The organism is Tropicibacter oceani (assembly GCF_029958925.1).
Classification (GTDB): Bacteria; Pseudomonadota; Alphaproteobacteria; order Rhodobacterales; family Rhodobacteraceae; genus Pacificoceanicola; species Pacificoceanicola oceani.
The window spans coordinates 1,054,845-1,079,515 of sequence record NZ_CP124616.1; the positions used below are offsets into that span (position 1 = coordinate 1,054,845).

At 65.1% G+C, this 24,671-nt stretch carries 26 protein-coding genes; 6 read left to right on the forward strand and 20 right to left on the reverse strand.

Annotation, left to right across the window (positions count from 1 at the left end):
• Positions 1-28: 28 nt before the first annotated feature.
• From QF118_RS05025 to QF118_RS05050, 6 genes are all read right to left on the reverse strand, one after another.
• Positions 29-319, reverse strand: coding sequence for a 4a-hydroxytetrahydrobiopterin dehydratase (locus tag QF118_RS05025; protein WP_282301551.1), 291 nt, complete (start codon positions 317-319; stop codon positions 29-31).
• Positions 316-1,515, reverse strand: a complete 1,200-nt coding sequence (locus QF118_RS05030; protein WP_282301552.1) for a GNAT family N-acetyltransferase — start codon at positions 1,513-1,515, stop codon at positions 316-318. Before QF118_RS05030 ends, QF118_RS05025 begins: the two co-directional genes overlap by 4 nt.
• A gap of 33 nt (positions 1,516-1,548) precedes the next feature.
• Positions 1,549-2,307, reverse strand: a complete 759-nt coding sequence (locus tag QF118_RS05035; RefSeq protein ID WP_282302411.1) for a glycerophosphodiester phosphodiesterase family protein — start codon at positions 2,305-2,307, stop codon at positions 1,549-1,551.
• Positions 2,304-2,768 (reverse strand): RidA family protein, encoded by a 465-nt coding sequence (locus QF118_RS05040; RefSeq protein WP_282301553.1) that lies wholly within the window; start codon positions 2,766-2,768, stop codon positions 2,304-2,306. The genes QF118_RS05035 and QF118_RS05040 overlap by 4 nt, the downstream gene beginning before the upstream one ends.
• 116 nt (positions 2,769-2,884) lie before the next feature.
• Complete coding sequence (locus QF118_RS05045; RefSeq protein ID WP_282301554.1) at positions 2,885-4,189, reverse strand: HlyD family type I secretion periplasmic adaptor subunit; 1,305 nt, start codon at positions 4,187-4,189, stop codon at positions 2,885-2,887.
• Complete coding sequence (locus QF118_RS05050; protein WP_282301555.1) at positions 4,186-5,919, reverse strand: type I secretion system permease/ATPase; 1,734 nt, start codon at positions 5,917-5,919, stop codon at positions 4,186-4,188. The genes QF118_RS05045 and QF118_RS05050 overlap by 4 nt, the downstream gene beginning before the upstream one ends.
• 196 nt (positions 5,920-6,115) lie before the next feature.
• Here QF118_RS05050 and QF118_RS05055 point away from each other — a divergent pair, with 196 nt between their 5' ends.
• Together QF118_RS05055 and QF118_RS05060 are read left to right on the forward strand one after the other, a co-directional pair.
• On the forward strand, positions 6,116-6,868 hold the full coding sequence (locus QF118_RS05055) for an MlaA family lipoprotein (protein WP_282301556.1): 753 nt from the start codon (positions 6,116-6,118) through the stop codon (positions 6,866-6,868).
• Complete coding sequence (locus QF118_RS05060; RefSeq protein WP_282301557.1) at positions 6,868-7,476, forward strand: MlaC/ttg2D family ABC transporter substrate-binding protein; 609 nt, start codon at positions 6,868-6,870, stop codon at positions 7,474-7,476. The genes QF118_RS05055 and QF118_RS05060 overlap by 1 nt, the downstream gene beginning before the upstream one ends.
• 105 nt (positions 7,477-7,581) lie before the next feature.
• Here QF118_RS05060 and QF118_RS05065 read toward each other — a convergent pair whose 3' ends face one another.
• Complete coding sequence (locus tag QF118_RS05065) at positions 7,582-9,771, reverse strand: transglycosylase domain-containing protein (RefSeq protein ID WP_282301558.1); 2,190 nt, start codon at positions 9,769-9,771, stop codon at positions 7,582-7,584.
• Between the two features lie 258 nt (positions 9,772-10,029).
• On the opposite strand from QF118_RS05065, the gene QF118_RS05070 reads away from it, so the two are divergent.
• Positions 10,030-10,368: a P-II family nitrogen regulator gene (locus QF118_RS05070; protein ID WP_005855408.1), complete on the forward strand. Its 339-nt coding sequence runs from the start codon at positions 10,030-10,032 to the stop codon at positions 10,366-10,368.
• A gap of 34 nt (positions 10,369-10,402) precedes the next feature.
• On the forward strand, positions 10,403-11,719 hold the full coding sequence (locus QF118_RS05075; RefSeq protein ID WP_282301559.1) for an ammonium transporter: 1,317 nt from the start codon (positions 10,403-10,405) through the stop codon (positions 11,717-11,719).
• A gap of 162 nt (positions 11,720-11,881) precedes the next feature.
• On the opposite strand, the gene QF118_RS05080 is transcribed toward QF118_RS05075, so the two are convergent.
• From QF118_RS05080 to QF118_RS05100, 5 genes are all read right to left on the reverse strand, one after another.
• On the reverse strand, positions 11,882-12,925 hold the full coding sequence (locus QF118_RS05080; protein ID WP_282301560.1) for an L-idonate 5-dehydrogenase: 1,044 nt from the start codon (positions 12,923-12,925) through the stop codon (positions 11,882-11,884).
• Between the two features lie 9 nt (positions 12,926-12,934).
• The gene (locus QF118_RS05085) at positions 12,935-14,212 is read right to left on the reverse strand and encodes a TRAP transporter large permease (RefSeq protein ID WP_282301561.1); all 1,278 of its coding nucleotides are present in this window, start codon (positions 14,210-14,212) and stop codon (positions 12,935-12,937) included.
• Between the two features lie 4 nt (positions 14,213-14,216).
• Positions 14,217-14,720, reverse strand: coding sequence for a TRAP transporter small permease (locus QF118_RS05090; protein WP_282301562.1), 504 nt, complete (start codon positions 14,718-14,720; stop codon positions 14,217-14,219).
• Between the two features lie 96 nt (positions 14,721-14,816).
• Positions 14,817-15,785 carry a TRAP transporter substrate-binding protein gene (locus tag QF118_RS05095; protein WP_282301563.1) on the reverse strand — a complete coding sequence of 323 codons (969 nt, stop codon included), beginning with the start codon at positions 15,783-15,785 and terminating at the stop codon, positions 14,817-14,819.
• On the reverse strand, positions 15,782-16,522 hold the full coding sequence (locus QF118_RS05100; RefSeq protein ID WP_282301564.1) for a GntR family transcriptional regulator: 741 nt from the start codon (positions 16,520-16,522) through the stop codon (positions 15,782-15,784). The genes QF118_RS05095 and QF118_RS05100 overlap by 4 nt, the downstream gene beginning before the upstream one ends.
• 102 nt (positions 16,523-16,624) lie before the next feature.
• On the opposite strand from QF118_RS05100, the gene uxuA reads away from it, so the two are divergent.
• Both uxuA and QF118_RS05110 read left to right on the forward strand, forming a co-directional pair.
• The gene (gene uxuA, locus QF118_RS05105; RefSeq protein WP_282301565.1) at positions 16,625-17,833 is read left to right on the forward strand and encodes a mannonate dehydratase; all 1,209 of its coding nucleotides are present in this window, start codon (positions 16,625-16,627) and stop codon (positions 17,831-17,833) included.
• Positions 17,830-19,278 (forward strand): mannitol dehydrogenase family protein, encoded by a 1,449-nt coding sequence (locus QF118_RS05110; RefSeq protein ID WP_282301566.1) that lies wholly within the window; start codon positions 17,830-17,832, stop codon positions 19,276-19,278. Before uxuA ends, QF118_RS05110 begins: the two co-directional genes overlap by 4 nt.
• Here QF118_RS05110 and QF118_RS05115 read toward each other — a convergent pair.
• The 8 genes from QF118_RS05115 to QF118_RS05150 all read right to left on the reverse strand — a co-directional run bounded on the left by QF118_RS05115 (position 19,275) and on the right by QF118_RS05150 (position 24,636).
• A complete protein-coding gene (locus QF118_RS05115; RefSeq protein WP_282301567.1) occupies positions 19,275-20,045 on the reverse strand; it encodes an FCD domain-containing protein in 771 nt (256 codons plus the stop codon). The two genes, QF118_RS05110 and QF118_RS05115, sit on opposite strands and share 4 nt — an antisense overlap.
• Positions 20,046-20,169: 124 nt before the next feature.
• The gene (locus tag QF118_RS05120; protein WP_282301568.1) at positions 20,170-20,613 is read right to left on the reverse strand and encodes a molybdenum cofactor biosynthesis protein MoaE; all 444 of its coding nucleotides are present in this window, start codon (positions 20,611-20,613) and stop codon (positions 20,170-20,172) included.
• Between the two features lies 1 nt (position 20,614).
• Positions 20,615-20,860 (reverse strand): molybdopterin converting factor subunit 1, encoded by a 246-nt coding sequence (moaD, locus tag QF118_RS05125; RefSeq protein ID WP_282301569.1) that lies wholly within the window; start codon positions 20,858-20,860, stop codon positions 20,615-20,617.
• Position 20,861: 1 nt separating this feature from the next.
• Positions 20,862-21,527: a CDP-diacylglycerol--glycerol-3-phosphate 3-phosphatidyltransferase gene (gene pgsA / locus QF118_RS05130; protein ID WP_282301570.1), complete on the reverse strand. Its 666-nt coding sequence runs from the start codon at positions 21,525-21,527 to the stop codon at positions 20,862-20,864.
• Positions 21,528-21,598: 71 nt separating this feature from the next.
• Positions 21,599-22,336, reverse strand: coding sequence for a DNA repair protein RecO (gene recO / locus QF118_RS05135; RefSeq protein ID WP_282301571.1), 738 nt, complete (start codon positions 22,334-22,336; stop codon positions 21,599-21,601).
• 130 nt (positions 22,337-22,466) lie between these two features.
• Entirely contained in the window at positions 22,467-22,799 is a 333-nt protein-coding gene (locus tag QF118_RS05140) for a DUF1491 family protein (protein ID WP_282301572.1), read from the reverse strand.
• Between the two features lie 6 nt (positions 22,800-22,805).
• A complete protein-coding gene (era, locus tag QF118_RS05145; RefSeq protein ID WP_282301573.1) occupies positions 22,806-23,714 on the reverse strand; it encodes a GTPase Era in 909 nt (302 codons plus the stop codon).
• A 19-nt stretch (positions 23,715-23,733) separates the two neighbouring features.
• Positions 23,734-24,636, reverse strand: a complete 903-nt coding sequence (locus QF118_RS05150; RefSeq protein WP_282301574.1) for a DMT family transporter — start codon at positions 24,634-24,636, stop codon at positions 23,734-23,736.
• Positions 24,637-24,671: the final 35 nt, after the last annotated feature.

Sequence of the window (24,671 nt, forward strand, 5' to 3'; positions counted from 1 at the left end):
GGCCGTTGTGCCGCCCCTTTCGTTTGCGTCACAGGCTGTCCATCTTGCGCGCCAGCTTGGCGTCCAGCGCCGACAGCCCACCGACGTCATGGGTGGTCAGCGTCACCTCGACCGTCTTGTAGACATTCGACCATTCCGGGTGATGGTCCCATTTTTCCGCCCATAGCGCCGCGCGGGTCATCCAGGCAAAGGCCTCGGTGAAATCGGCAAAGACATAGGTCTTGGAAATCGCATCGCGCCCCGGCGTCACAGTCCAGCCATTGTCCAGCAGCGGCTGCAGCACGGTCTTGCGGGCGGTGTCCGACAGTTTTTCGGTCATGGCTGTTCCTCCTGGGCGGATTTTCGAAATGGCCCGTAGGCCGTGAGAATCTCGATGTCTTCGTCAACCGCCGCGCGTTCGCCTTCCAGATAGCGGGCCACGGCGTCGGAAAACCCCTTGTCCGAAATCCAGTGCAGCGAATGCGTCGGCGCGGGCAGATAGCCGCGCGCCAGCTTGTGTTCGCCCTGAGCGCCAGCCTCGACCCGGGCCAGGCCCTGCGCGATGGCATAGTCGATGGCCTGATAATAGCACGTTTCAAAGTGCAGGCAGGGATGATCCTCGATACAGCCCCAATAGCGCCCGAACAGCACATCGCGCCCGATGAAATTCAAGGCCCCTGCCACGGGCAAACCATCGCGTTCACACAGCACCAGGGCGATGTCGCCCCGCAGGGTATCATGCGCGATCTCGAAAAACTTGCGCGTCAGGTAGGGCGTGCCCCATTTGCGCGCCCCGGTGTCCTGGTAGAACGTCCAGAAGGCATCCCAGTGTTCGGGCCGAATGGCATCCCCGGTCAGGGTGCGGATCGTCCCGCCAAAGCCCTGCGCCTGCGCGCGTTCCTTGCGAATGTTCTTGCGCTTGCGCGAGCTGAGCGAGGCAAGGAAATCGTCAAAGCTGGCGTAGCCGTCGTTCAGCCAGTGGAACTGCTGGGTGCGGCGCGGCAACAGGCCCATCTGTACCCCGGCCTTGACCTCGTCTTCGGTGCAAAAGGTGATGTGCAGCGACGACAGATCGTTCTGCACGGCGAATTCGATGGCACCTTGGGTCAGGGCGGAAATGCCTGTCGCCTCTTCTCCGGGGCGGGTCAGGAAACGCCGCCCGGTTGCGGGGGTAAAGGGCACCGCGATCTGCAGCTTAGGGTAGTAATGCCCGCCCGCGCGTTCCCAGGCATGCGCCCAGTTGTGATCAAAGATGTATTCGCCCTGGCTGTGACCCTTGGCATAAAGCGGCGCGCAGGCAATCGGCACCCCGTCGCGTTCGGCCACCAGATAGCGCGGCTCCCACCCTGTACGCGGCCCGACCGAACCGCTGTCCTCCAGTGCCTTGAGAAAGCGATACGTGGTAAAGGGATCGACCGGGCGGCCGCCGTCCGCGGCCTCGGGGCAGGCGCAGGCATCCCAGTCGCTGGCCGCGATCTGCGACAGCGAGGTCAGGACATTGACGGTGATCGTGGCGGGCTGGCTCTGGTCAGTCATCTTGACTTACATTTGGCCCTTTCGCCCGGGCGATCAAGCGACGTAACCCTCGAATGTCACATTGTCCGCGATCAGCCGCGCGGCGGCCTCTTCGGTGGGCGACCGGATGGTCCAGCACAGGATCGGCACGCCGCGCGCCCTCAGTTCCTGCACGCGCGGGGCGTTCAGGGCCTTGTGCTTGTGGCTGATGAAATCCGCCGGAACGCTGTCGAAATCGGGGATGGCGCGCAGGCGGTCGCGTGTCGCCTTGTTCAGCATCAGCCAGTCCTTGGCGCTATAGCTGCAGGTGGTGATGCCGCGCGGGCGGTCAGGGGCCAATTCCGCCATGCGCCGGGCCGAATGCGGGTTGAAGGACATCAGCGCCACCTCGCCCTGATAGGGTTTCAGCGCGGCAGCGGTTGCCTCTTCCAGCGGGCCGACGTTCGGCCCCATGGCGCCGTCCTGGTCCTTCAGCTCGATCAGCAGCGGCACGCGGCCGGCCACAAGGTCCAGCACCTCGACCAGCGAGGGCACGGTTTCGTCGCTGTAGCGCAGGGTGATCGTGCCCAGTTCGGCCGCCGTGCGCTGGCGGATGGCGCCCTTGGCGACGGTCAGGCGTTTCAGGTCATAGTCGTGAAACACCATGGCCTGGCCATCGCTGGACAGTTGCAGGTCCATCTCGATGCCATAGCCCGCCTCGATTGCGGCCACGATCGCGGCCCGGGAATTTTCGGGCCGCCCGGCGTGGGCATCATGATAGGCGCGGTGCGCGATGGGGCGGTCCAGAAGGGACTGGGGCAGGGTCGGCATCAGGCGATCTCGAAGATGCCTTCGATCTCGACCGCGACGCCCAGCGGCAGGGATGCCGCCGACACCGCAGACCGCGAATGCCGCCCGGCCTCGCCCAGCACCTCGACCATGGTGTCCGAGGCGCCGTTGATCACCTTGGGCTGGTCGGTGAAATCGCCGGTCGAATTGACAAAGCCGGTCAGCTTGATCACCCGTTTCAGCCGGGACAGATCGCCGCCACAGGCCGCCCGGACCTGCGCCAACAGGCTGAGCGCACAGCTTTTCGCCGCTGCGGCGCCGGCCGCCACGTCCATGTCATCGCCCAGCTTGCCGCAGATCAGCGCGCCATTGGCCATGCTGATCTGCCCCGACACGTACAGCGTGTTGCCCACCTGGACATAGGGCACATAGTTGGCCGCCGGGGCCGGGGCCTCGGGCAGGGTCAGGCCCAGTTCGGCAAGCCGCGTTTCGATGGCATTGGTCATGGCATTTCCTTTCGCATTTGCCGCGACGCTAGAGCGACGGGAGGCATTTGGAAATACCCCCCGCCGCCTGGTGTCGGCGAAAATCCGGCGAATGGCGCAGACCGCCCCGCCTGCGATCAGCTTTCGCGAAAGGCCTTGGCGAAATAATCGGTGAAGGGTTTCACCAGATAGGCCAGCGGCGTGCGGTCGGCGGTGCGGATATAAGCCTCGACCGGCATGCCGGGGATCAGCGCCGCGCCTTCGGGCAGGCGCTCCATCTCGCCTTCGTTCAGCTTGATCTCGGCGCGGTAATAGCTGATCTGCGTGGCCTCGTCCTGAAAGGCATCCGCCGAAATCTGCACGACCCGCCCGAACAGTTCCGGCGTGCTGCGCTGATCCAGCGAGGAAAAGCGCAAGGACACGTCCTGCTGCACGAACAACTGGTCGATGTGGATCGGTTCGACCCGGGCGGAAATCACCAGTGGCCGGTCCTGCGGGACAAGATACAGCAGCGCATCGGCGGGCCGGATGACCGAGCGCGGCGTAAAGACCGTCATGCCATAGACCACGCCGCCGACAGGGGCGGTGATTTCCATGCGGCTCAGCTGTTCGATCAGCGCGCGGCGCTGTTCGGCCAGTTCGCGTTCGCTCGATTGCAGATCGCGCAGGGTGGTGATCGCCTCTTCGCGGCGCTGGGTTTCCAGCGACAGGATCTGGATGTCGATCTCGGTGATCCGCCCCTGCGCCTGCGCCTTTTGCGCGGTCAATTCGCCGGCGCTGCCCAACAGGCGCGATTCCTCGCGTTGCAGGGCCAGCACGCGGCTGGCCTGGGTCAGCCCGTCGGCCAGCAGTTTCTGCTGGCTGGTCAGTTCCTCTTCGATCAGGGCAAGCTGCTCGGCCAGCGCCTCTTGCTGGGCCTCGATACCCTTGACCTGATCCTGGATCTGGTCGGCGCGTTTGCCCAGCTGCTCGATCTCGCGGGCGATGGAATCGCGGCGCGCGTTGAACAGGTTGCGCTGACCGCCCACCAGTTCGGCGACCTCGGGGTCGGTTTCGGCGCGTTCCAGGACCTCGTCGGCAAAGTGGATTTCGGCGGCGTCGTCGCGTTCGGCCTGCAGCCGTCCGCGCCGGGCCATCAGTTCGAAATACTGGCCTTCGATGATGGTCAGCTTTGATTGCAGAACGCTTGGGTCCAGCCGCAGCAGGGTGTCCCCGGCGGCGACGGTATCGCCCTCTTGCACCAGGATCGCCGACACGACCCCGCCATCGGGGTGCTGGACGACCTGACGGTTCTGATCCACCGTGATCTGCCCCGAGGCAACGATGGCCCCGGAAATCTGCGTCGTGGCCGCCCAGGTGCCGAAACCGCCGACCAGCACCAGAAGGGCCAAAAGCCCCAGCACCATCGGCCCGCGCATCGGAAATGTCTTTTCGGCGCTCATCGCACGCCCCCCTGTCCGGTGCTTTGCTGGATCTGCTGGTGGTTCTGCACCATCTTCTTCAGCACCTCCTCCTTGGGGCCAAAGGCCACGCGGTTGCCGCCTTCGAGCATCAGCAAAAGGTCGCATTCCTTGATGGCGGCGGGGCGGTGGGCCATGATCATCACCGACTTGCCTTCGGCCTTGAAGGCCTTGATCGCCTTGTTCACGGCCTCTGATCCTTCGTTGTCGAGGTTCGAGTTCGGTTCATCCAGGACCAGCAGGACGGGGTCGCCATACATCGCCCGGGCAAGGCCGATGCGCTGCATCTGGCCGCCCGACAGCCGGCCGCCGGTGGCGGTGACCTGCGTGTCATAGCCCTGCGGCAGTTTTAGGATCATCTCGTGGGCATCGGCCTTTTGCGCGGCTTCGACGACCTTCTGGGAATCGGGCTGCTGCGACATCCGCGCGATGTTTTCGGCGATCGTGCCGTCGAACAGCGTGACGCGCTGCGGCAGGTAACCGATGTGCTGGCCCAGAACGTCGGCGCCATATTGGTCCAGCGTCGCGCCATCCAGCCGCATCTTGCCGCCGGCGGGTTTCCAGACACCGGTCACCACACGCGCCAGGGTCGATTTCCCCGACCCCGAGGGGCCGATGACCCCCAGCGCCTGGCCGGGGCTGAGCGCGAAACTGACCATGCGCAGCGCCGCCTGCTGTTCGCCGGGGGGCACGACGGTGACCTGCTGCGCCTCAAGTTTGGCGGCGGGGCGGGGCAACTGGGTGCGCGCAGGTTCGATCGGGACTTCGGTCAGCAGCTGGGCCAGGTTGTTCCAGCCCTTGCGCGCCTGCTGCACCATCGGCCATTGCCCGATGGCCAGTTCGATCGGCGCCAGCGCGCGGCCCATCAGGATCGACCCGGCGATCATCGCGCCCGGGGTCAGTTCGCCCTGCAGCACCAGGTAGGCGCCAAGACCCAGCATCGCCGATTGCAGCAGCATCCGGAACGTCTTGGTCGTGGTGGAAAAGGTGCCGGTCAGGTCGGTTGCGCTGATATGCGCGCGTAGCGCCTCTCCGCGCGCGGTCAGCCAGCGCAGAAAGGCATCGTTGCGCATGCCAAGGGCGGTGACCAACTCGGCCTCGGACCGGATCTGTTCGGCGGTGCGTTCGGCGGTCAAAGAGGTCATGCCCGATTTCAGCGAAGGCGCGCGAGTCATGATCTGGTTGATCAGCGTGACAAAGATCAAAACCGCGCCACCGAACAGCGCCAGGTAGCCCAGCCAGGGGTGAAAGACCATGATCGCCAGGATGAAGACCGGCGTCCAGGGCATGTCGAAAAAGGACATCAGCACCGGCGAGGACATGAACCGCTGCACCGATTCCAGATCGCGCACCCCGGTGCGGGCCAGCGCATCGTTCTGCACCGTCGACCGGCGCAATACCGCGTCGAAAACCCGCAGATCCAGGGCGGCCTGGAACCGCGCCGCCACCCGCCCCATGACGCGCCCGCGCACATAGTCGAGGATGCCCATCATGGAATACAGAAACACCACCAGCACCGACAGCGCGATCAGCGTCGCCTCGGAGCGCGACCCAAGCACGCGGTCATAGACCTGCAGCATGTACAGCGGCCCCGTCAGCATCAACATGTTGACGAAAAAGCTGAAAATACCGGCAAACCAGAAATAGGGGCGGTTCTTGCGCCGGGCTGCGCGCAATTCTTCCAGCCCTTTTTCGAAACTATCGTTTTGCATCAGCGGATGTCTGCCTTGTATTTTTGTAGCCCGCTTTAATCTGTGGCAAGGTCAGGGGCATTGATCCATGTCGCCATTGTGTCACAAGATGCCTGAAACACGGTGCCTGCATTGGGTGTCCGGGCAAAAGAAATTAGATAGGCTTTTAGGAAACCTTGTCAGGTTTCCCAAGGGATTTGAAGAAAGCGGTCCGAAGATGCGTCATGTTCGTGTGATTATTGCTGGGGTTGGCCTGTTGCTGGCGGCGGGCTGTTCTGTGCCCGGGCCCGGCGAGGCCCCCGATGGCATCCACGACCCGAACGAGGCCGAGAACCGCCAGGTCCACGGTTTCAACCAGCGCCTGGACAAGGTGCTGGTGCGCGGCGCCGGGGCAGGGATCGCCGGCGGTGTGCCCGAGGGCGTGCAGGACAGCATCTCGAACTTTGCCGATACGGTGGCGACGCCGCGCTACGTGGTGAACCAGATCCTGCAGGGGCGACCGGGGCGCGCGACGCAGAACGCCCTGCGCTTTACCATCAACGCGACGCTGGGCTTTGCCGGGCTGGCCGATGTGGCCACCGATCTGGGCCTGCCCGAGGATGGCACCGACTTTGGCGAAACTCTGCATGTCTGGGGCGCCCCCGAGGGCGGCTATGTCGAACTGCCGGTTCTTGGTCCGTCGACAGAGCGCGACGCCATCGGCCAGTTCGTCGATTATTTCACCAATCCGCTGGATTACATCGTGCCGCGCCCCGAACGCTATCTGGGCACGGTGGCGACCTATTTTGACAAGCTGGGCAGCCGCGGGCGCCATGCGGATACCTATGACAGCGTGCTGCACGACAGCGCCGATTCCTATGCGCAACTGCGCCTGATATACTTGCAGAATCGTCGGTTCGAACTGGATGGCACCGCCGGCACGGATGCCAGCTTTGTCGACCCCGAAGCCATTGATACGGAGGGTTTCTGATGAAACCGATCAACGCAACACGCCGCAGTTTCATCCTGGGGGGGCTGGCCACCCTGACCGCCACCGTGGCCCCCTGGCCGCGCGCCGCGCAGGCCGCCACCGCCGCCCAGGCCGAGGCGCTGGTCGACAAGCTGGTGGCCGACATCAACCGGGTCATCAGCTCGGGCAAATCCGAAGCCTCGATGATCCGCGACTTTGAAGGCATCTTCAAACGCTACGCCGACCTGCCGACCATCGCGGCCACGGCGCTGGGCGTCGATGGCCGCCGGGCCACCTCGGCGCAGAAAAAGGCCTTTACCGATGCCTTCACCGGCTACATCTCGCGCAAGTATGGCAAGCGGTTCCGCGAATTCATCGGCGGCAAGATCGAGGTGAACAGCTCGAAGTCGGTCAAGAACGCCTACCAGGTGACCGGAACGATGATCCTGCGCAATCAGGCGCCGTTCGAGGTGGTGTTCTTTGTCGGACAAAACAGCGGCAAGTTCTACAACCTCTATCTGGAAGGGGTGAACATGCTGCTGACCGAACGGACCGAGATCGGTGCCATGCTGGACAAGCGCCGCGGCGATATCGACGCGATGATCGCGGACCTGCGCAAGGCCGGCTAGGGTCCGGTTTCCGGCCCCAAAGCGGGGCGCAGCCCCGCCCCAGGGCCGGGTGCAAAAGCAGGATAAAAGGCACGATAGGGCGGGGGTGTACCCCGCCCTTTTTCGTCAGTTGCCGCCGCCAAGGATGTCGCGCAGCAGTTGTTGCAGCACGGTTTCGGCCACCCCGTCGCGCACCCGGTCGCGGCCGCCTTGCGGCACGGTCTGCACGCTGTCCGGTGCCGGTTGCGGCGCGGGCTGCGGCGCGACCTGCGGGGCTTCCGGGGCCTGCATCGGCAGCGGGTTGACCGGCAGCCCGTCGTTCACCCGCACCATGACCTCGTGCCAGATTTCCGCCGGCAGTCCGCCCCCGGTCACGCCGGTCAGCGGCGTGTTGTCGTCATAGCCCATCCACACGCCGGTCACATAGTCGGCGGTGAAGCCGATGAACCAGGCATCGCGGGCCTCCTGGCTGGTGCCGGTCTTGCCTGCTGCCTCGCGGTCGGGCAGCCTGGCCCGCGTGCCGGATCCTTCGGTCACGACCTTTTCCATCATCCAGATCAGTTGCCGCGCGGCCGAGGGTTGGATCACCCTTTCGCCCATGCCGCCCCCGGTGCCCATCAGCGGTTCGGACTCGCCCTTCAGGCGCAGTTCCACCAGCCCGTAGGGCGTGACCGACGACCCGCCGTTCAGGATGCCCGCATAGGCGCCCGACATTTCAAGCAATGTCGCCTCGGAGGTGCCAAGCGCCATCGCAGGGGTGTCATGCAGATCGCGCACGATGCCGAAATCGCGGGCGACCTTCATCACCAGATCGCGGCCAACGGATTCCGAAACCTTGATTGCCGGGATGTTCAGCGACCGTTTCAACGCTTCGGTCAGGGTGACGCGGCCCTGGTAGTTCTTGGTGTAGTTCTCGGGGCACCACTGGCCCGAACCGGGGATGTTCATGCAAAAGGGTTCGTCGACCACCGTGTCCAGCGGCGAATAGCCCAGCTCCAGCGCGGTGGCATAGACAAAGGGCTTGAAGGCCGATCCGGTTTGACGCACCGCCTGGCTGGCCCGGTTGAACACCCCGCTGGCATCGGTGTCGCGCCCGCCGATCATCGCGCGCACCGCGCCGTCGGCAGACATGACCACCACGGCGACCTCGGCCTTCGACCCTTCTCGCAGTTTCGACATGACCTGGTTCACCGCCTCGGCGGTGGCCTTCTGGATGCGCTGGTCCAGCGTGGTCTGGATCAGCACGTCCTCGGTGGTGTCGCGGGTAAAGAATTCGGGGCCCGACTGCATGACCCAATCGGCGAAATAGCCGCCGCGCAGGTTGCCGGCCTGGTCCGACAGCACCGCCGGGTTGGCCTGGTAATAGGCGGCGTCCTTGTCGCTCAGATAGCCCTGTTCGTTCATCAGGCGCAGCACGGTGGCGGCGCGGGCCTGACTGCGGGCCAGGTTCGCGGTGGGGGCCAGCGACGACGGCGCGGTCAGAAGACCGGCCAGCATCGCCGCCTCGGCGGGGTTCAGCGCCGCGGCGGGTTTGCCGAAATAGCCCTGCGCGGCCGCCTCGGCGCCATAGGCGCCACCGCCCATGTAGGCGCGGTTCAGGTAGATCGACAGGATTTCGTCCTTGGAGTATTTCCACTCCATCGCCATGGCAAAGATCGCCTCTTCGGCCTTGCGGCGCAGCGACGACCGGCGGCAGTCGTTGACGTATTCGGCTTCGTTCTTCCACTGGGTCGGGTCGAATTCGACGCCAAGGCACAGCAGTTTCGCGGTTTGCTGGGTGATGGTCGACCCGCCGTGCCCGGACAGGGCAGAACGGCCTTCGGACATGTTGATCCGCATCGCCCCGGCAATGCCGCGCGGCGACAGGCCGAAATGCTGGTAAAAGCGTTTGTCCTCGGTGGCGACGACCGCGTTCTTCAGGTGGGGCGACACGCTTTGCGCGGTGACGACCCCGCCGAACTGGTCGCCGCGCAGGGCAAAGATCGCGCCGCGATTGTCCAGCAGCGTGACCGAGCCCTTGGCCCGTCCGTCCAGCATGGCCGAGGCTTCGGGCAGGCCGGATTGCACGTTGAAGATCATCGCCGCCAGCACCAGCCCGGCGATCACCCCGACCGACAGCGTGATTTTCCAGATCAGCCCGAAGATCCAGCCAAACAGCCCCAGCACCAGCGCGACGACCGGATTGCGCCGTTTGCGCGGCGTGGCTGTCTTGCGGCGCTTGGGCGCGGGTTTCTTGGCCGGGGCCTCGGTGGCCGCCTTTTTGGGATAGCGCCTGTCGGCGACAAGCCGTTTCGGCCTACGACGTGAATCACTCATGAATACTGCCCGGGTTCTTTGTCCTCGTTATGCGCAGACTATCGCGAATGCGCAGCAATGTTGACTGCCTATGAGCGGAATAATGCTTTGCGAACAGATTAAAATTTAGGCGATTTTGGTGTGGCGCACAAAAAATAGGCTTAACAATTGGAAAATGCCCCCTCACAGGGCCGCGACTCCTTTCCCTGAAGGGCTCTGGTGGTCTTTCTGCATGTGCATAACGCAGGCAACTGCTCTGCCACAGCGAAAGGGACCAAGGTGAAACTGATCATTGCAACGATCAAGCCGTTCAAGCTCGAAGAGGTGCGCGAGGCGCTCACCGGGATCGGCGTACGCGGCATGATGGTAACGGAAATCAAGGGCTTCGGCTCTCAGTCCGGCCATACCGAAATCTATCGTGGCGCGGAATACGCCGTGAACTTTGTACCGAAGATCAAACTGGAAATCGTCGTGGGCGCCGCAATGGCCGACCAGGTGGTCGAGACCATCAAGACCACAGCCCAGACCGGCAAGATCGGCGATGGCAAGATTTTCGTGCTCGACGTGCAGCAGGCCGTGCGGGTGCGCACCGGCGAAACCGACGCAGACGCGCTGTAACGCGTCGCCGATACGAACAGAGGACATCCGAAAAATGAAGTTTCTGAAAACACTCGCGCCCGCCGCCCTGCTTGTGGCCCTGCCCACGCTGGGTTCGGCGCAAGATGCCGCCGCGGCGCCCGACATCAACCCCTATATCTTTACCACGCTGCTGTTCCTGATCGGGGGCTTTCTGGTCTTCTGGATGGCCGCTGGCTTTGCCATGCTCGAAGCAGGCCTTGTCCGTTCCAAGAACGTGACCATGCAGCTGACCAAGAACATCGCGCTGTTTTCGATCGCCGCGATCATGTACTGGCTGGTCGGTTTCGGCATCATGTACCCCGCCGAATGGCTGGTCGAAGGCTGGCTTGGCCCGTTCTTTGCCATCACCTCGCTTGAGCCCGTTGGCCTTGGCGCTGACGCCGCCGCGCTGGACTATGCCTCGGCTGGTTCCGACTTCTTCTTTCAGCTGATGTTCTGCGCCACCACCGCGTCGATCGTCTCCGGCACCCTGGCCGAGCGCATCAAGCTGTGGCCCTTCCTTGCCTTTGTCGTCGTGCTGACCGGCTTCATCTACCCGATCGAAGCGTCCTGGCAGTGGGGCGGTGGCTGGTTGTCCGAGGCAGGCTTCTCTGACTTCGCAGGCTCGACCCTGGTGCACGCGGCTGGTGGCTTTGCAGCCCTCGCAGGTGCCCTGATCCTTGGCCCGCGTATCGGCAAGTACAAGGATGGCCGCACCATCCCGATGCCCGGTTCCAACCTTGCGCTGGCAACCCTGGGTACGTTCATCCTGTGGCTGGGTTGGTTCGGCTTCAACGGTGGCTCGCAGCTGGCGATGGGCACCGTGGGTGATGTGACCGACGTGTCGCGCATCTTTGCCAACACCAACATGGCCGCCGCTGCCGGTGCCATCGCGGCCCTGCTGCTGACCCAGTTCATGTACAAGAAGCCCGACCTGACGATGACCCTGAACGGCGCGCTTGCCGGTCTGGTGTCGATCACCGCAGGCCCGCTTGATCCGTCGCTGTTTGGTGCGCTCTGGATCGGTGCAATCGGTGGTGCCATCGTGGTCTTTGCAGTGCCGATGCTGGACAAGCTCAAGATCGACGACGTCGTCGGCGCCATCCCGGTTCACCTGCTGGCCGGCATCTGGGGCACCCTGGCGGTTCCGTTCTACACCGCGGACACCTCGTTCGGCACGCAGATCATGGGCATCGTTGCCATCGGCGCCTTTGTCTTCATCACCTCGGGCATCTTCTGGTTCATCCTCAAGGCAACCGTGGGTATCCGGGTTTCCGAAGAAGACGAGATCAACGGCCTCGACATGTCGGAACTGGGCATGGAAGCCTATCCCGAATTCTCCAAGGGCTAAGTCTCCTTCCTGTTAGCCAATGGAAAAACTGCCCGGGCGTTCGCGCCCGGGTTTTTTTGCGTCTTGGCTCATGGATTTCTGCTGCCGCTGTCCCGGGCTTGACCCGGGACCTCTGGGCTTGGATGGCGCAAGGCCCCGGATCACGTCCGGGGCGCGCGGGGCTCAGGCGGCAAAGGTCAGGTGCACCTTGACGGCCCGGGCGCGATCCCCGGCGGTGTCAAAGGCCTTGACCGCATCCTCCAGCGCAAATTGGCCCGTGACCATCGGGGTCACGTCCAGCCCGCCGGTGCGGATCAGGCGCACCGCCTCGTGGAACTCGACGTGGCGAAAGCGCTGCGTGCCCTGATAGGTGATTTCCTTGCCGACGATGGCGTTCAGCGGCACCGGAGTTTCGCCGCCGATCCCGACCTGCACCAGCCGCCCCTGCGGCCGCAGCGCCGCGATGGCGCCCGCGATGGCCGGCGCCGCGCCCGAGCATTCCAGCACTACGTCAAAGTACCCCTTGCCCTCGGCATAGGCGGCCATGGCCTCGCCTTCGGTGATCATGTTGATGGTCCGCGTCGCGCCCATCCGTTTGGCCACCGACAGCGGCATGTCCTGCAAATCGGTCGTGACGATCTCGGCCGCGCCCGCCTGCGCCGCGACGGCGGTGCACAGCGCGCCAATCGGCCCGGCGCCTGTCACCAGCACCCGTTTGCCCAGCAGATCGCCCGCCATGTGGCGCGCGTGCAGGCAGACCGCCAGCGGTTCCGAACAAGCCGCCGCGCTCATGTCCGCATCACCGACCGGAACGCATTGCTGCGCCTCGACGATGATGCGATCGCGGAACAGCCCCTGTTCATGCGGAAATCGCATGGCCGAGCCGCGAAACCGCATGCTCAGGCAGTGCGTGGTCATGCCCTTCAGGCAGTATTCGCACTCCATGCAGGGGCGCGACGGGTTGATGGCGACCCGGTCGCCCTCCTTCACCTCGGTCACGCCTGCGCCCACGGCAACGACGGTGCCTGCCGCCTCGTGGCCCAGGATGATCGGTTCCTTGACCCGGATCGGGCCAAAGCCGCCGTCGTGATAGTAATGCAGGTCCGACCCACAGATCCCGCCCGCGCCGATGGCGACCAGCGCCTCGCCCGCCTTGGCGGGCTCGACGGGCATGGTTTCGATGCGGATGTCGTGTTTGTCATGCAGGCGGCAGATGCGGGTTTCCATGGGACTTCCTCAGTCGATCAAAAGGGACGGCAGCCAGGTGGCCAGCGCCGGGATATAGGACACGGCCAAAAGCACCAAGATATTCGTCAGAAGAAACGGCAAAATCGCCCGCACCACCGGCGCCAGCGGCAGCCGCGCGATCCCGGCGCAGACAAACAGGCAGACGCCGACCGGCGGCGTGGTCAGCCCGATCATCAGGTTCAGCACGGCAAAGGTGGCAAAGTGCAGCGGTTCGATCCCGACAGCGGTGGCCAGCGACAAAAGCGGCACGAACAGGATGATCAACGCGGCGATCGTTTCCATGAACATGCCGACGAACAGCAGCAGGATGTTGATGATCAGGATCACCAGGTACTTGTTTTCGGTCAGGCTCAGCACACCTGCCGCGATGGCCTGGGGGATGCGTTCAGATACCAGGATCCAGCCAAAGACATTGGCGAAACCGACCAGCGCCAAGATGCCCGAGGCTGAAATGGCGCTGTCGATGACGATGCCCGGCACCGCCCGCAGCGGCAGTTCGCGATAGATGAAGGCGCCGACGAAAAAGGCATAGACCGATGCGACCACGGCGGTTTCCGTGGGGGTCGCAAGGCCGGACAGCAGCCCGTAGATGATCAGGAAGGTCATCGCCAGCGCCCAGATCGCCCCGGCAAAGGACCGCCCGACCTCGGAAAAGCCCTGCCAGTCCTGACGGGGGAAATTGCGGCGGCGCGAGATGATGTAGCAGGTCACCATCATCGCCAGCCCCATCAGGATGCCGGGAATGGCCCCGGCCAGGAACATCTGTCCGACCGAAATGCCCGACAGCGCCCCGACGATGATCATTGGCACCGATGGCGGGATGATCGGCCCCACGGTCGAACTTGCGGCGGTGACGGCGGCGCTGAAATCGGCCGGATAGCCCGCCTTTTTCATGCCGGGGATCATCACGCCGCCAATGCTGGCGGCATCGGCCACGGCGGTGCCGGTGATCCCGCCGAACAGCATCGAGGCGGCGATATTGGTCAGGCCCAGCCCGCCGCGCACCCAACCAACCAGCGAATTGGCAAAGCGGATGATGCGTTCGGTGATGCCGCCGCGGTTCATCAGGTTCCCGGCCAGGATAAAGCCGGGGATCGACAGCAGCACAAAGACGTCCATGCCCGCATAGATCTTTTGCGGCATGACCACCGGGGGCAGGCCGGCGGCGATGATATAGGCCAGCGACGACAGGCCCAGCGTCACGGCGACGGGAATGCCCAGCACAAGGCCCAGAATGAAGACGGTGAAAAGGATGGTGACGTCCATGGCCCTAGTCCTCTTCGGATTTCACGGGCTTGCCGTCTTCGGCGCCCGTCAGGATGCCGATCACCCGCAGCAGTCCAAAGACCGCCAGCAGCGCCAGCATCAGGTAAACGGTGAAATGCACGCCATCCATGCGAAGCCCCAGCGCGGGCGAGGTCTGCATCTTGCCGATGGACACGTATTTCCAGGCATGCGGCAGCAGGTACAGCGCCAGCCCGGCGGTCACCACGGCGGCCAGCAGGCGCAGCATCAGGGGCGCCCTGCCGGGCAGCGATTCGCAGATCACGTCCACGTTGACCAGGTCGCCCGTGCGGAACGACAGCCCGGCGCCAAAGGCAACGGTGAACAGCAGGGCAAAGCGGGTCAGCTCTTCGGTCCAGACGGGCGAATTGCCGACAAAGCGGCCCACCACCTGGATCAGCACGGCGGCAATCAGCACCGCAAAGGACAGCCCTGTGCCAAGGCGGGCCGCAAAGGTCAGGCCCCTGATCAGTTTTTCCGAGCGCGTCACCGGCGCCTCCGTTGATGATGTGCAGAATGGGCAAAGCAAAACCGGCGCCGCGGGAGCGTTGCGGCGCCGGGTATCGTCAGGCCGGCATGGCGCGCATCACTGCGCGAACAGGCCTTCGACGATGGGCTTGATCTCGTCGCTGACATTGGCAAGGACGGCGTCCTTGGCCTTGGCCTGGAAGGCGGCGCCATCGACCTCGACAAAGGTCATGCCCTTCTCTTCCAGATAGGCGCGGTCATCGGCGATCGAGGCGGTGAACAGCTCGCGCTCATGGGCCTGGGCGCGGGCGGCGGCCTCCATCACGGCGGCCTGATCGGGCTCGGACAGCTTGGCCCAGGTGCTTTCCGCGATGGTCAGATAGATCCACGACCGCACGTGTTCGGTCATGTTCACATGGCTTTGCACTTCGTTGAACGAGGCCGAGCGGATCAGCGCCAGCGGGTTTTCCTGGGCTTCGATGGTGCCGTTCTGCAGCGAGGTGAAGACCTCGGAAAACGCCATCGGACCGGGGTTCGCGCCAAGCGCCTTCCAGACGTCGATGAACAGCGGCACGTTCGGCACGCGCATCTTCAACCCGGCCAGATCATCCGGCGAGGTGATCGGCCGGTTCGAGGTCAGGTTGCGAGGGCCACGGGCAAAGTGGGCGATGGGGCGGATCTGGACCTTTTCGATGATCTGCGCCTTGATCTGGTCGCCGATCTCGCCGCTGGCGACTGCGTCCATATGCTCAAGCGATTTGTAGGCATAGGGCACGGCCAGCAGGGCGGCCATGGGGGCCCAGTTCTGCAGGCTTTCGCCGGTGATGGTCATGTCGACCGTGCCCAGCTGCATGCCGTTGATCAGGTCGATTTCCTTGCCCAGGCTTTCGTTGGGGAAAACCTCGACGGCGATGCGGCCTTCGGTCAGCGCCGACAGTTCCTCGGCGAACTTGACGCTGGCCTTGTGCCAGGGGTTATCCTCGTTTGCCAGGTGTCCCAGCTTCAGCGTCATGTCCTGCGCGGCCAGCGGCGCGGCCAGCAGGGTCGCGACGGTTGCGGCGATTGCGGGCAGTTTCCAGTTGATCATCTGTCCTCTCCTCCTTGGATGGGTGCATTGACCGGCGTGGGGATTTCCCCGTCCGGCAGGTCGAAAAACGTTGGATGGGCCCCGACGACCGTGGGCAGGTCGCCCAGAATTTCGCGCAGGTGGGTGCGGATCGCCGCATCGGCGGGCTGCGGGGCGCCCTCTTCGATGCGGTCGACCAGGGCCCGGTGCTGGTCGATCAGCTTGTCGACGGGGAACTGGCCCAGCGACAGGAACCGCACGCGGTCCATCTGGGATTTCAGCCCTTCGATCAGCCGCCAGGCCCCGCCTTTGCCCGCGCCCTCGGCCAGGGTCCGGTGGAACCTTTCGTCCAGGGCGATGAATTCGGTCGGTTCCTTGGCGGCGCGCTGCAGGGACAGCTGGTGGCGCAGATCGGCGATCAGGGCGGGGTCGGGGCTGCGGCACAGGATGGCGACGATATCGGCCTCGATCGCCTCGCGCAGAAAACGCGCGTCCAGCACCGCGCGATAGTCGATCCGCGACACGATGGTGCCGCGCTGGGGCAGAACCGCCAGCAGGCCCTGGCCGGCCAGCTTGATGAAGGCCTCGCGCACGGGTTGGCGGCTGACGTCACAGCTGCGCGCGATTTCCGATTCGGAAATGCGGTTGCCCGGTTGCAGACGCCCCTGGATGATCGCCTCGCGTAGGATGCGGTAAACCTGCGGCGTGATCGGTTGGCTGACGTCCAGCGCGCAGTTGCCTGCCTGTTCAAAACCCATGATTCGATCTCCCCTTGTCACGCTGTACCATACTTCCATACTAGTCAACTGAATTGCCGGATGATAAGGTGTCAGGTAACGGCAAGGCCAAGGAGGACCGCGATGCATCAGACCTGGAGATGGTTTGGCCCCAAGGACAGGGTGTCCATAGACGACGTGGCGCAGGCTGGCGCGCGCGGGGTGGTGTCGGCCCTGCATCATGTGCCCACCGGGGCGGTCTGGACCGCCGACGCCATCGCCCAACGGCAGGCCGAGGTTGCGCGCATGACCGATGGCCGCCCCTCTGGTCTGGGCTGGGACGTGGTCGAAAGCCTGCCGGTGTCCGAGGACATCAAAAAGCAGAAAGGCGCGTGGCGCGACCACATCGCCGCCTACAAGGTCAGCCTTGAAAACCTGGCCCGCGCCGGGATCGAGGTGATCTGCTACAACTTCATGCCGGTGCTGGACTGGACGCGCACCGATCTTGGCTTTGCCATGCCGAACGGCGCCACCTGCATGCGTTTTGACCTGGTGGATTTCGCCGCCTTCGACATGCACATCCTGAACCGGCCGCAGGCCGCCGCCGACTATGACGCCGCCCTGCAGGATCAGGCCACCCGCCGCTTTGCCGCGATGGATGACGCACGCCGCCAGCAACTGGCGCGCAACGTCGTCTTTGGCCTGCCCGGCGCCGCCGAGAGCTTTTCACTCGAACAGGTGCGCGACCACCTGGCCGAATACGACAACATCACCGAAAACCGGCTGCGCCAGCACCTGATCGACTTTCTGAGCGAGGTCGCCCCGGTGGCCCAGCGGTTGGGCCTGCGCCTGTGCTGCCATCCCGACGATCCGCCCGTGCCGCTGCTGGGCCTGCCGCGCGTCATGTCCACCGAAGCGCATTACCGCGCGGTGATCCAGGCGGTCGACACCCCTGCCAATGGCATCACCCTGTGCACCGGGTCGCTGGGCGCGCGGCCCGACAACGATCTGCCGGGCATGATGCAGCGGCTGGGCGACCGGGTGCATTTCCTGCACCTGCGCAACGTGCACCGCGAAAGCGACGATATTCGCGGCTCCTTTTACGAGGCCGAGCATCTGGGCGGGCATACCGACATGGTCGCCGTGGTCGAGGCCGCCCTGCAAGAAGAGGCCCGCCGCCGCGCTGCGGGGCGCGCGGATTGCAACATCCCCTTCCGCCCCGATCATGGTCAGGACATCCTGGACGACCTTGGGCGGCAGGCGCAGCCGGGTTATCCGGCGATCGGGCGGCTCAAGGGGCTGGCCGAACTGCGCGGCGTGATCGCGGCGCTTGAACCGCGCATCGGCGCATGACCGGCGGGGCCGGGGGCGCGGCGCTGCCGGGCTATGATCCAAAGGCCCATGGCGCGGGGATCGTGCACCTGGGTCTGGGCGCCTTTCACAAGGCGCATCAGGCGGTCTATACCGACGATGCGCTGGCCGCTGCGGGCGGCGACTGGCGGATCATCGGCGTCAGCCTGCGCAGCACCGAGGTGGCGCAGGTCTTGCAGGCGCAGGGCAACCGCTTTGCCGTCATAGAACGCGATTCCACCGGCACCTCGACGCGGGTGATCGGCGCGCTGGCGGGGGCGCTGTCACTGCAGGATGACCGCGCGGCGGTGCTGGCGGCGCTTTGTGCCCCCACGACCCGAATCGTCAGCCTGACGGTGACAGAAAAGGGCTATGGTTTTGACCGCGCCACGGGCGGCATCGACCGCAGCCATCCGGCCATCGCCCACGACCTTGCCACCCCCTGCCAGCCGATCGGTGCGGCCGGCCTGCTGGTCTGGGCACTGGCGCAGCGGCGCGCGGCGGGGATCGCGCCCTTTACCGTCTTGTGCTGTGACAACCTGCCGGACAATGGCCGGATGCTGCGCGCCCTGCTGCAAGGCTTTGCCGCCGAAACCGCCCCCGACTTGCTGCCGCTTCTGCGTACGCAGGTTGCCTTTCCTGCCACCATGGTTGACCGGATCACCCCCGCCAGCGGGCCCGGGACACGGGCGCTGGCCCTTGCGTTGACCGGCCAGGACGATGCCGCAGCGGTCGAAACCGAACGGTTCCGGCAATGGGTGATCGAAGACGATTTTCCCACCGGGCGCCCGGCATGGGACGCGGGCGGTGCGCTGTTTGTCGCGGACGTGACACCCTACGAAGAGATGAAGCTGAGGATGCTGAACGGGGCGCATTCGATGCTGGCCTATGCCGGCTTTCTTGCCGGGCACCGCCATGTGCGCGACGTGATGCAGGATGCAGCGCTGGCGCGGCTGGTGCGGCGGCATATGCACGCTGCGGCGCAGACCCTGGCGCCGGTGCCGGGGGTCGATCTGACGGGCTATGCCGAACAGCTGTGCCGCCGTTTCGAAAACCCCCACCTGGCGCATGAAACCCGGCAGATCGCCATGGACGGCACGCAAAAACTGCCGCAGAGGATCTTTGCCCCGGCGCTGGAGGCGATGGCGCGCGGCCAGTCGCCTGAACCCTTCGCCTTTGCCTGCGCCGCTTGGATGCGCTTTGCGCTGGGGGTGCAGGACGGCGGCGCGGATTTTGACCTGCGCGACCCGCGCGCCGAGGAAATCAGACAGGCGCTGGACGGGGCCCGCGACACCGACGCGGTGATCCGGGCGCTGGCCGCGCTGCCGGGTTTCATGCCCGCAACGCTGCAGGGCAGTGATACATGGCTGGGTCTGGTCCGGGGGCACCTGGAGGTGATGCGGGCGCAGGGCATGCGCGCCGCGATCGAGGCGGCGGCCGCCGCCTAGCCGCGCGCCTTTTCGCGTTCATAGCGCTGGCGGGCGATGTGTTCGTTCGCGCTGGCCTTGCGGTCGGCGAAAAGCGCGGCTTCGACATAGGTCAGGTGATCCTCGACCGCCTTGCGCGCCGCAGCAGCATCACGCGCCTGCAGCGCGTCGTTGATGGCGCGGTGCTGGTCCAGCAAGGCCTCTCGCGTGGTGCGCTGGCGGAACATGACCTTGCGATTGTAAAACACGCCTTCGCGCAGCAGCTGGTACATCGAGCGCATCATGTGCAGCATGATGACGTTGTGGCTGGCTTCGATGATGGCCAGATGGAATTCGGCGTCGAGGCTGGCCTCGTCATCGGGATTGCGCTTGCCGTGGGCGGCGAGCATCTTGTCGAACAGTTGCTGGATCACCGCGAGATCGGTGTCGGTGCCGTGGGTTGCGGCGCGCTCGGCGGCCAGCCCCTCCATGTCGCGCCGGAACGACAGGTAGTCAAAGACCGCTTCGTCGTGACCGGCGAAAAGCTGGATCAGCGCCTCGGAAAAGGCGCTGCCGAGGACCTCGGTGACATAGATGCCGGCCCCGGCGCGGCTGGTCAGCAGCCCACGGTCCTGCAATTCGGCCACGGCCTCGCGCAGGCTGGGGCGCGACACCGCCAGCTGTTCGGCCAGCGCGCGTTCCGCCGGCAGGCGTTCGCCCGGGCGCAGGATGCCGCGCAGGATCAGCTGTTCGATCTGGCGGACAACGGCGGTCGAGAGTTTCTCGGACTGGACGGGGCGGAAGGGCATGGATCACCTTGTCAATTGGTCAAAGAATATGACCGCGTGCCGCCTGTGGCAAGGGCAGAGGGGGCGCTGCCCCCGCGCTGCGCGCCCCCCGGGATATTTGCGGCACAAAGAAACGGGACGCTGATTACCAGCGAGTCAGGGCGGCTTCGTCTTCGTCCCTGGCGGCGACCCAGTCGGCGTTCTGGCCGCTGTGTTCCTTTTTCCAGAAGGGGGCGCGGGATTTGAGGTAGTCCATCAGGAATTCGGCCGCCTCGAAGGCATCCTTGCGGTGCGGGGCGGCGGTGGCGACCATCATGATCTTGTCGCCGGGGGTCATGCGGCCATAGCGGTGGATCACCAGGACGTCGCCCAGCGACCAGCGCTGCATGGCCTCGGCGGCGATCTTTTCCAGCGCCTTCTGGGTCATGCCGGGGTAGTGTTCGATTTCCATGGCATCGAGGTCGCCGCTGGCCAGGTCGCGCACGATGCCGGTGAAGGTGACGATGGCGCCCATGTCGTGGCGTCCGGAGGCGAAGGTTTCGGCCTCGGCTCCGAAGTCGAAGGGCGGTTCCTGGACGAGAATGCGCATGTCAGCCCCCGGTCATCGGCGGGAAGAAGGCCACTTCGCGGGCGCCTTCGATCGAGGCGTCGAAGTCGGTCAGGTCCTGGTCGATGGCGACGCGCAGCGCCGAGAGGTCGGCGAAGGCGGCGTCGTAGCGCGGGTCGCGGCTGCGCAGTTCGGCCACCAGGTCGTTGACGGTTTTCGCGCTTGTCTCGATCCGTTCGCGGGGAATGCCGATGCGTTCGCGGACCCAGGCAAAATAGAGAACGTCCATCTCAGCGTTCCTCTTTCAGGAAGGGCAGGGCCTTTTGGAAGTAGTCCCAGCCGGTGATCAGGGTCAGGGCCGCCGCCAGCCAGAGCAGCGCCAGCCCGAGGTTGCCGGCCCAGATCATGCCGGCGTATTTCCAGCGCAGGGCCAGCGTGTCTTCGATCTGGCCGGCGAGGATACCGTCGATCATCGGGCTGTCCATGCCATAGACCGACATGCCAAAGTAGTGTTCGAAGACGCCCTGGGCAAAGAGCACGGCGATGGCGACCATTTGCAGGGTGGTCTTCCATTTGGCCAGCTTGGTCACCTTGAGCGTGCCGGCGGTGTCGCCGAGGTATTCGCGCAGGCCCGATACAAAGACCTCTCGGAACAGGATGAAGGTGGCGGGCAGCACCAGCCAGGGCGACATCGAGGAATAGCCGACGATGACCATCAGGGCGATCACCACCATGGCCTTGTCGGCGATGGGGTCAAGCATGGTGCCGATCTTGGTTTCCTGTTTCCAGGCGCGCGCCAGGTGGCCGTCGAACCAATCGGTGATCGAGGCGGTCAGGAACAGGATCAGTGCCGCCCAATCCGCGTAGGGGCGGTGGAAATACAGGAACATGACCGCGACGCCGGGGGCAGCGAGCAGGCGCAGGACGGTCAGGATATTTGGCAAGGTCCATATCATCCTTGACTACCTAGCCGTTTAATCCGGGTGGGGAAAGGGTGCACGCGGTCGGCCGGGGTTGGCATTTGGTCTCAGCCTTCCGCGGCGGCGAGGCGCGCCAGCAGGTCGACCAGCGCGCCGCGGGCGGCGGGCAGCGGGCGTTCACCCAGTTGCGGCGCCAGCCGGTGCTCGAGGAAAAAGCCGGTGGTGCCGAGGGCGGTGAGGATTTCGGCATCCGCGGCATCGCCCTGGCCGCGCAGGACCGGGGGCAGCGGCAGCAGCCGGTCCGCCCAGGCGCCGGCCCCCGCCCGTGACACGGCGCGCCCGGATTTGGGCGAGACATAGGCCAGATCGTCGGTCGATCCGGTGGCAGCGCAGCGTGTCAGGTCCAGGCCAAAGCCCAGGTCTTCGAGCAGGGCCAGTTCCCAGCGCAGGTAGGCCAGGGGCCAGAGGGCCTGCTGATCCAGCAGGTCCAGCAGCGCTTCGCTGCGTTGGTAGAGCGGCGGGTGCGGTTCGCGTTCGGGCAGGCAGAAGGACAGCAGGGCAAGGGTCGCGTTCAGCCCGGCCAGGGCGATCCGGCTGCCCATGGCCTGCGCCGCGCGTGAGCGTTCGGGTTCGGCGGTGAAGGCGCCCATGTGGTCCTGAAGCCGGGCCTTCCAGGTCAGGTCAAGCTGTGCCCCCGGTTGCAGGTGCGGCGCCATCTTGCGCGATGTGCCGCCCTTGAGCACGCCCATGTGCCTGCCATGCCGCGGGGTGAACACCTCGAGGATCAGAGAGCTTTCGCCGTGTTTGCGGCTGCTCAGAAGGATACCGGTATCGCGCCATTCCATGCCCGCAAGGTGGCGTCGTGGCGTCCGGCTGGCAAGCGGTTGTTACGCGGAGCGCGCTTTCGCGCGCGCAGGCCTGTCGCCCCCGCCTTTGGCCGGGGGCTCCTGCGGGCGCGCGGGGCGGATGTCGGGATCAGGTGGCCAGGCCGTCCTGGTCCAGCAGGTGGCGGCCTTGCCTGTCTTCGACTTCGATCACCCAGAGGTCGGGGTCAAAGCCGCGCTGGCGGGCGATTGAGCCGTCAACCTCGGGCTCTGGCCCCTTGGCCAGTTCGACCCAGCCCTGTTCGCCGGTCATCAGGTTGAATTGCCGGGTAAAGGCGGTGGCCTTGCCGTCCAGCGTCGCCAGTTTCACCAGCACCGCGCCGGCGGTGTCGTCGCCATGGGCGGTGACAAAGGCCGGTATGTCATACAGGCGCAGGCGCGTCAGGTAGGCATCGACCCAGAACCGGGCGGTCAGGCGGGGCATGACGGATCAGGTGTTGCCATCGCGGAAATCGAGACCCATTTCCGAATAGCGTTCCTTTTCCTCAAGCCAGTTGGCGCGGACCTTGACCTGCAGGAACAGGTGGATCTTGCGGCCCAGAAACTCTTCGAGTTCCTCGCGCGCGGCCTTTGAGATTGCCTTGATCGTTTCGCCCTTGTTGCCAAGGATGATTCCCTTGTGACCATCGCGGGCGACATAGACGATCTGGTCGATCCGGGCCGAGCCGTCCTTGCGCTCTTCCCAGCTTTCGGTTTCGACCGTCAGTTGGTAGGGCAGTTCCTGATGCAGCCGCAGGGTCAGCTTTTCGCGGGTGATTTCAGCGGCGATCATCCGCAGGGGCAGATCGGCGATCTGGTCCTCGGGGTAGAGCCAGGGGCTTTCGGGCAATTCCTGCGCCAGCCATTTGCGCAGGTCGTCGACACCGCGCCCCTTTTCCGCCGAGATCATGAAGGTTTTCACAAAGGGAAAGGCTTCGTTCATCTGCTGGGTCAGGGCCAGCAGGGTATCGGGCTGAACGCGGTCGATCTTGTTGATTGCAAGGGCAATCTTGCGCCCCTTGGGCAGTTCGCGCAGGCCCGCGAGGATGGTCTTGACCCCCTCGGAAATGCCGCGATGCGCCTCGATCAGCAGGACGATGATATCGGCATCGGCGGCCCCGCCCCAGGCGGCGGCGACCATGGCACGGTCGAGCCGGCGTTTGGGTTTGAACAGGCCGGGGGTGTCTACGAAAACCAGCTGGCTTTCGCCCTCCATCGCCACGCCGCGAATGCGGGCGCGGGTGGTCTGGACCTTGTGGGTCACGATCGAAACCTTGGCCCCGACCATGCGGTTGGTCAGGGTGGATTTGCCTGCGTTGGGCTCTCCGATCAGGGCGATGAAACCGGCGCGTGTGGTCATATGGGTCAAGTCCTAAAGATCAAGGTTCTGCCTTTACCCCGGAACGCCGTCTCGCGCCAGCCCTGCCATCACGCCAGAGCGAATAGGTCCCCGATCCGACGATCAACGCTGCCCCGGCCAGGGTCATCGCATCCGGGCGTTCACCAAAGACGGCATAGGCGATGACAAGCGCGATGATCAGCCGCGAATAGCGAAAGGGCGCCACGACCGACACTTCTCCGGTGCGCATCGCGGCGGTCAGGGCAGTATAGCCGACCACTCCCGCCAGCGCCGTGCCGCAGATCATCAACGCGGCGGGGCCATCGGGCAGGCGGGGCGCACCGGGTTCAAAGGCCAGGATCACGCAGCCGGCAAAGGTCACCACGCCAAAGCCCAGCACCCCCAGCTGCGCCGAGCGTACATGCGGCGGGCTGGTGCGGGTCGCCAGATCGCGCCCGGCAAAGCCGATCATGCCCAGCAGCGCAAAGATGGCGTTCGCCTCGATCCCCGAGGGCGATGGCCGAATGATCAGCAGCACCCCTAGGAACCCCACCGCCATGGCCGCCCAGCGGCGCGGCCCGATCTTTTCACCCAGGATCAGACCGGCCCCCAGCATCACCACCAGCGGCGCCGCCTGCAAAATGGCCGATGTGGTCGACAGCGGCGTATAGGCCAGCGCCAGCGCGAAAAACAGCCGCCCGCAGATTTCAAAGGCGGTGCGGATCAGCAGACCCCTTTGCAGATAGGCCGCATCCCACAGCGGCACGCCCTTGTGACGGGCATAAAGGGCATAGGTCAGCATCGCCATCAGGCCGAATTGCACGGTGCCCATGCCCGCCGTCACCCCGCCCGACCCGGTGGCCGCCTTGAAAAATGCGTCCTCGATGCCAAAGCCAAGCATGGCCAGCATCATGAAAAGACTGCCTTTGAGATTGTCGCTCATCCCCGGTCCTTCGCGGTTATGCACCCTTGCTACAG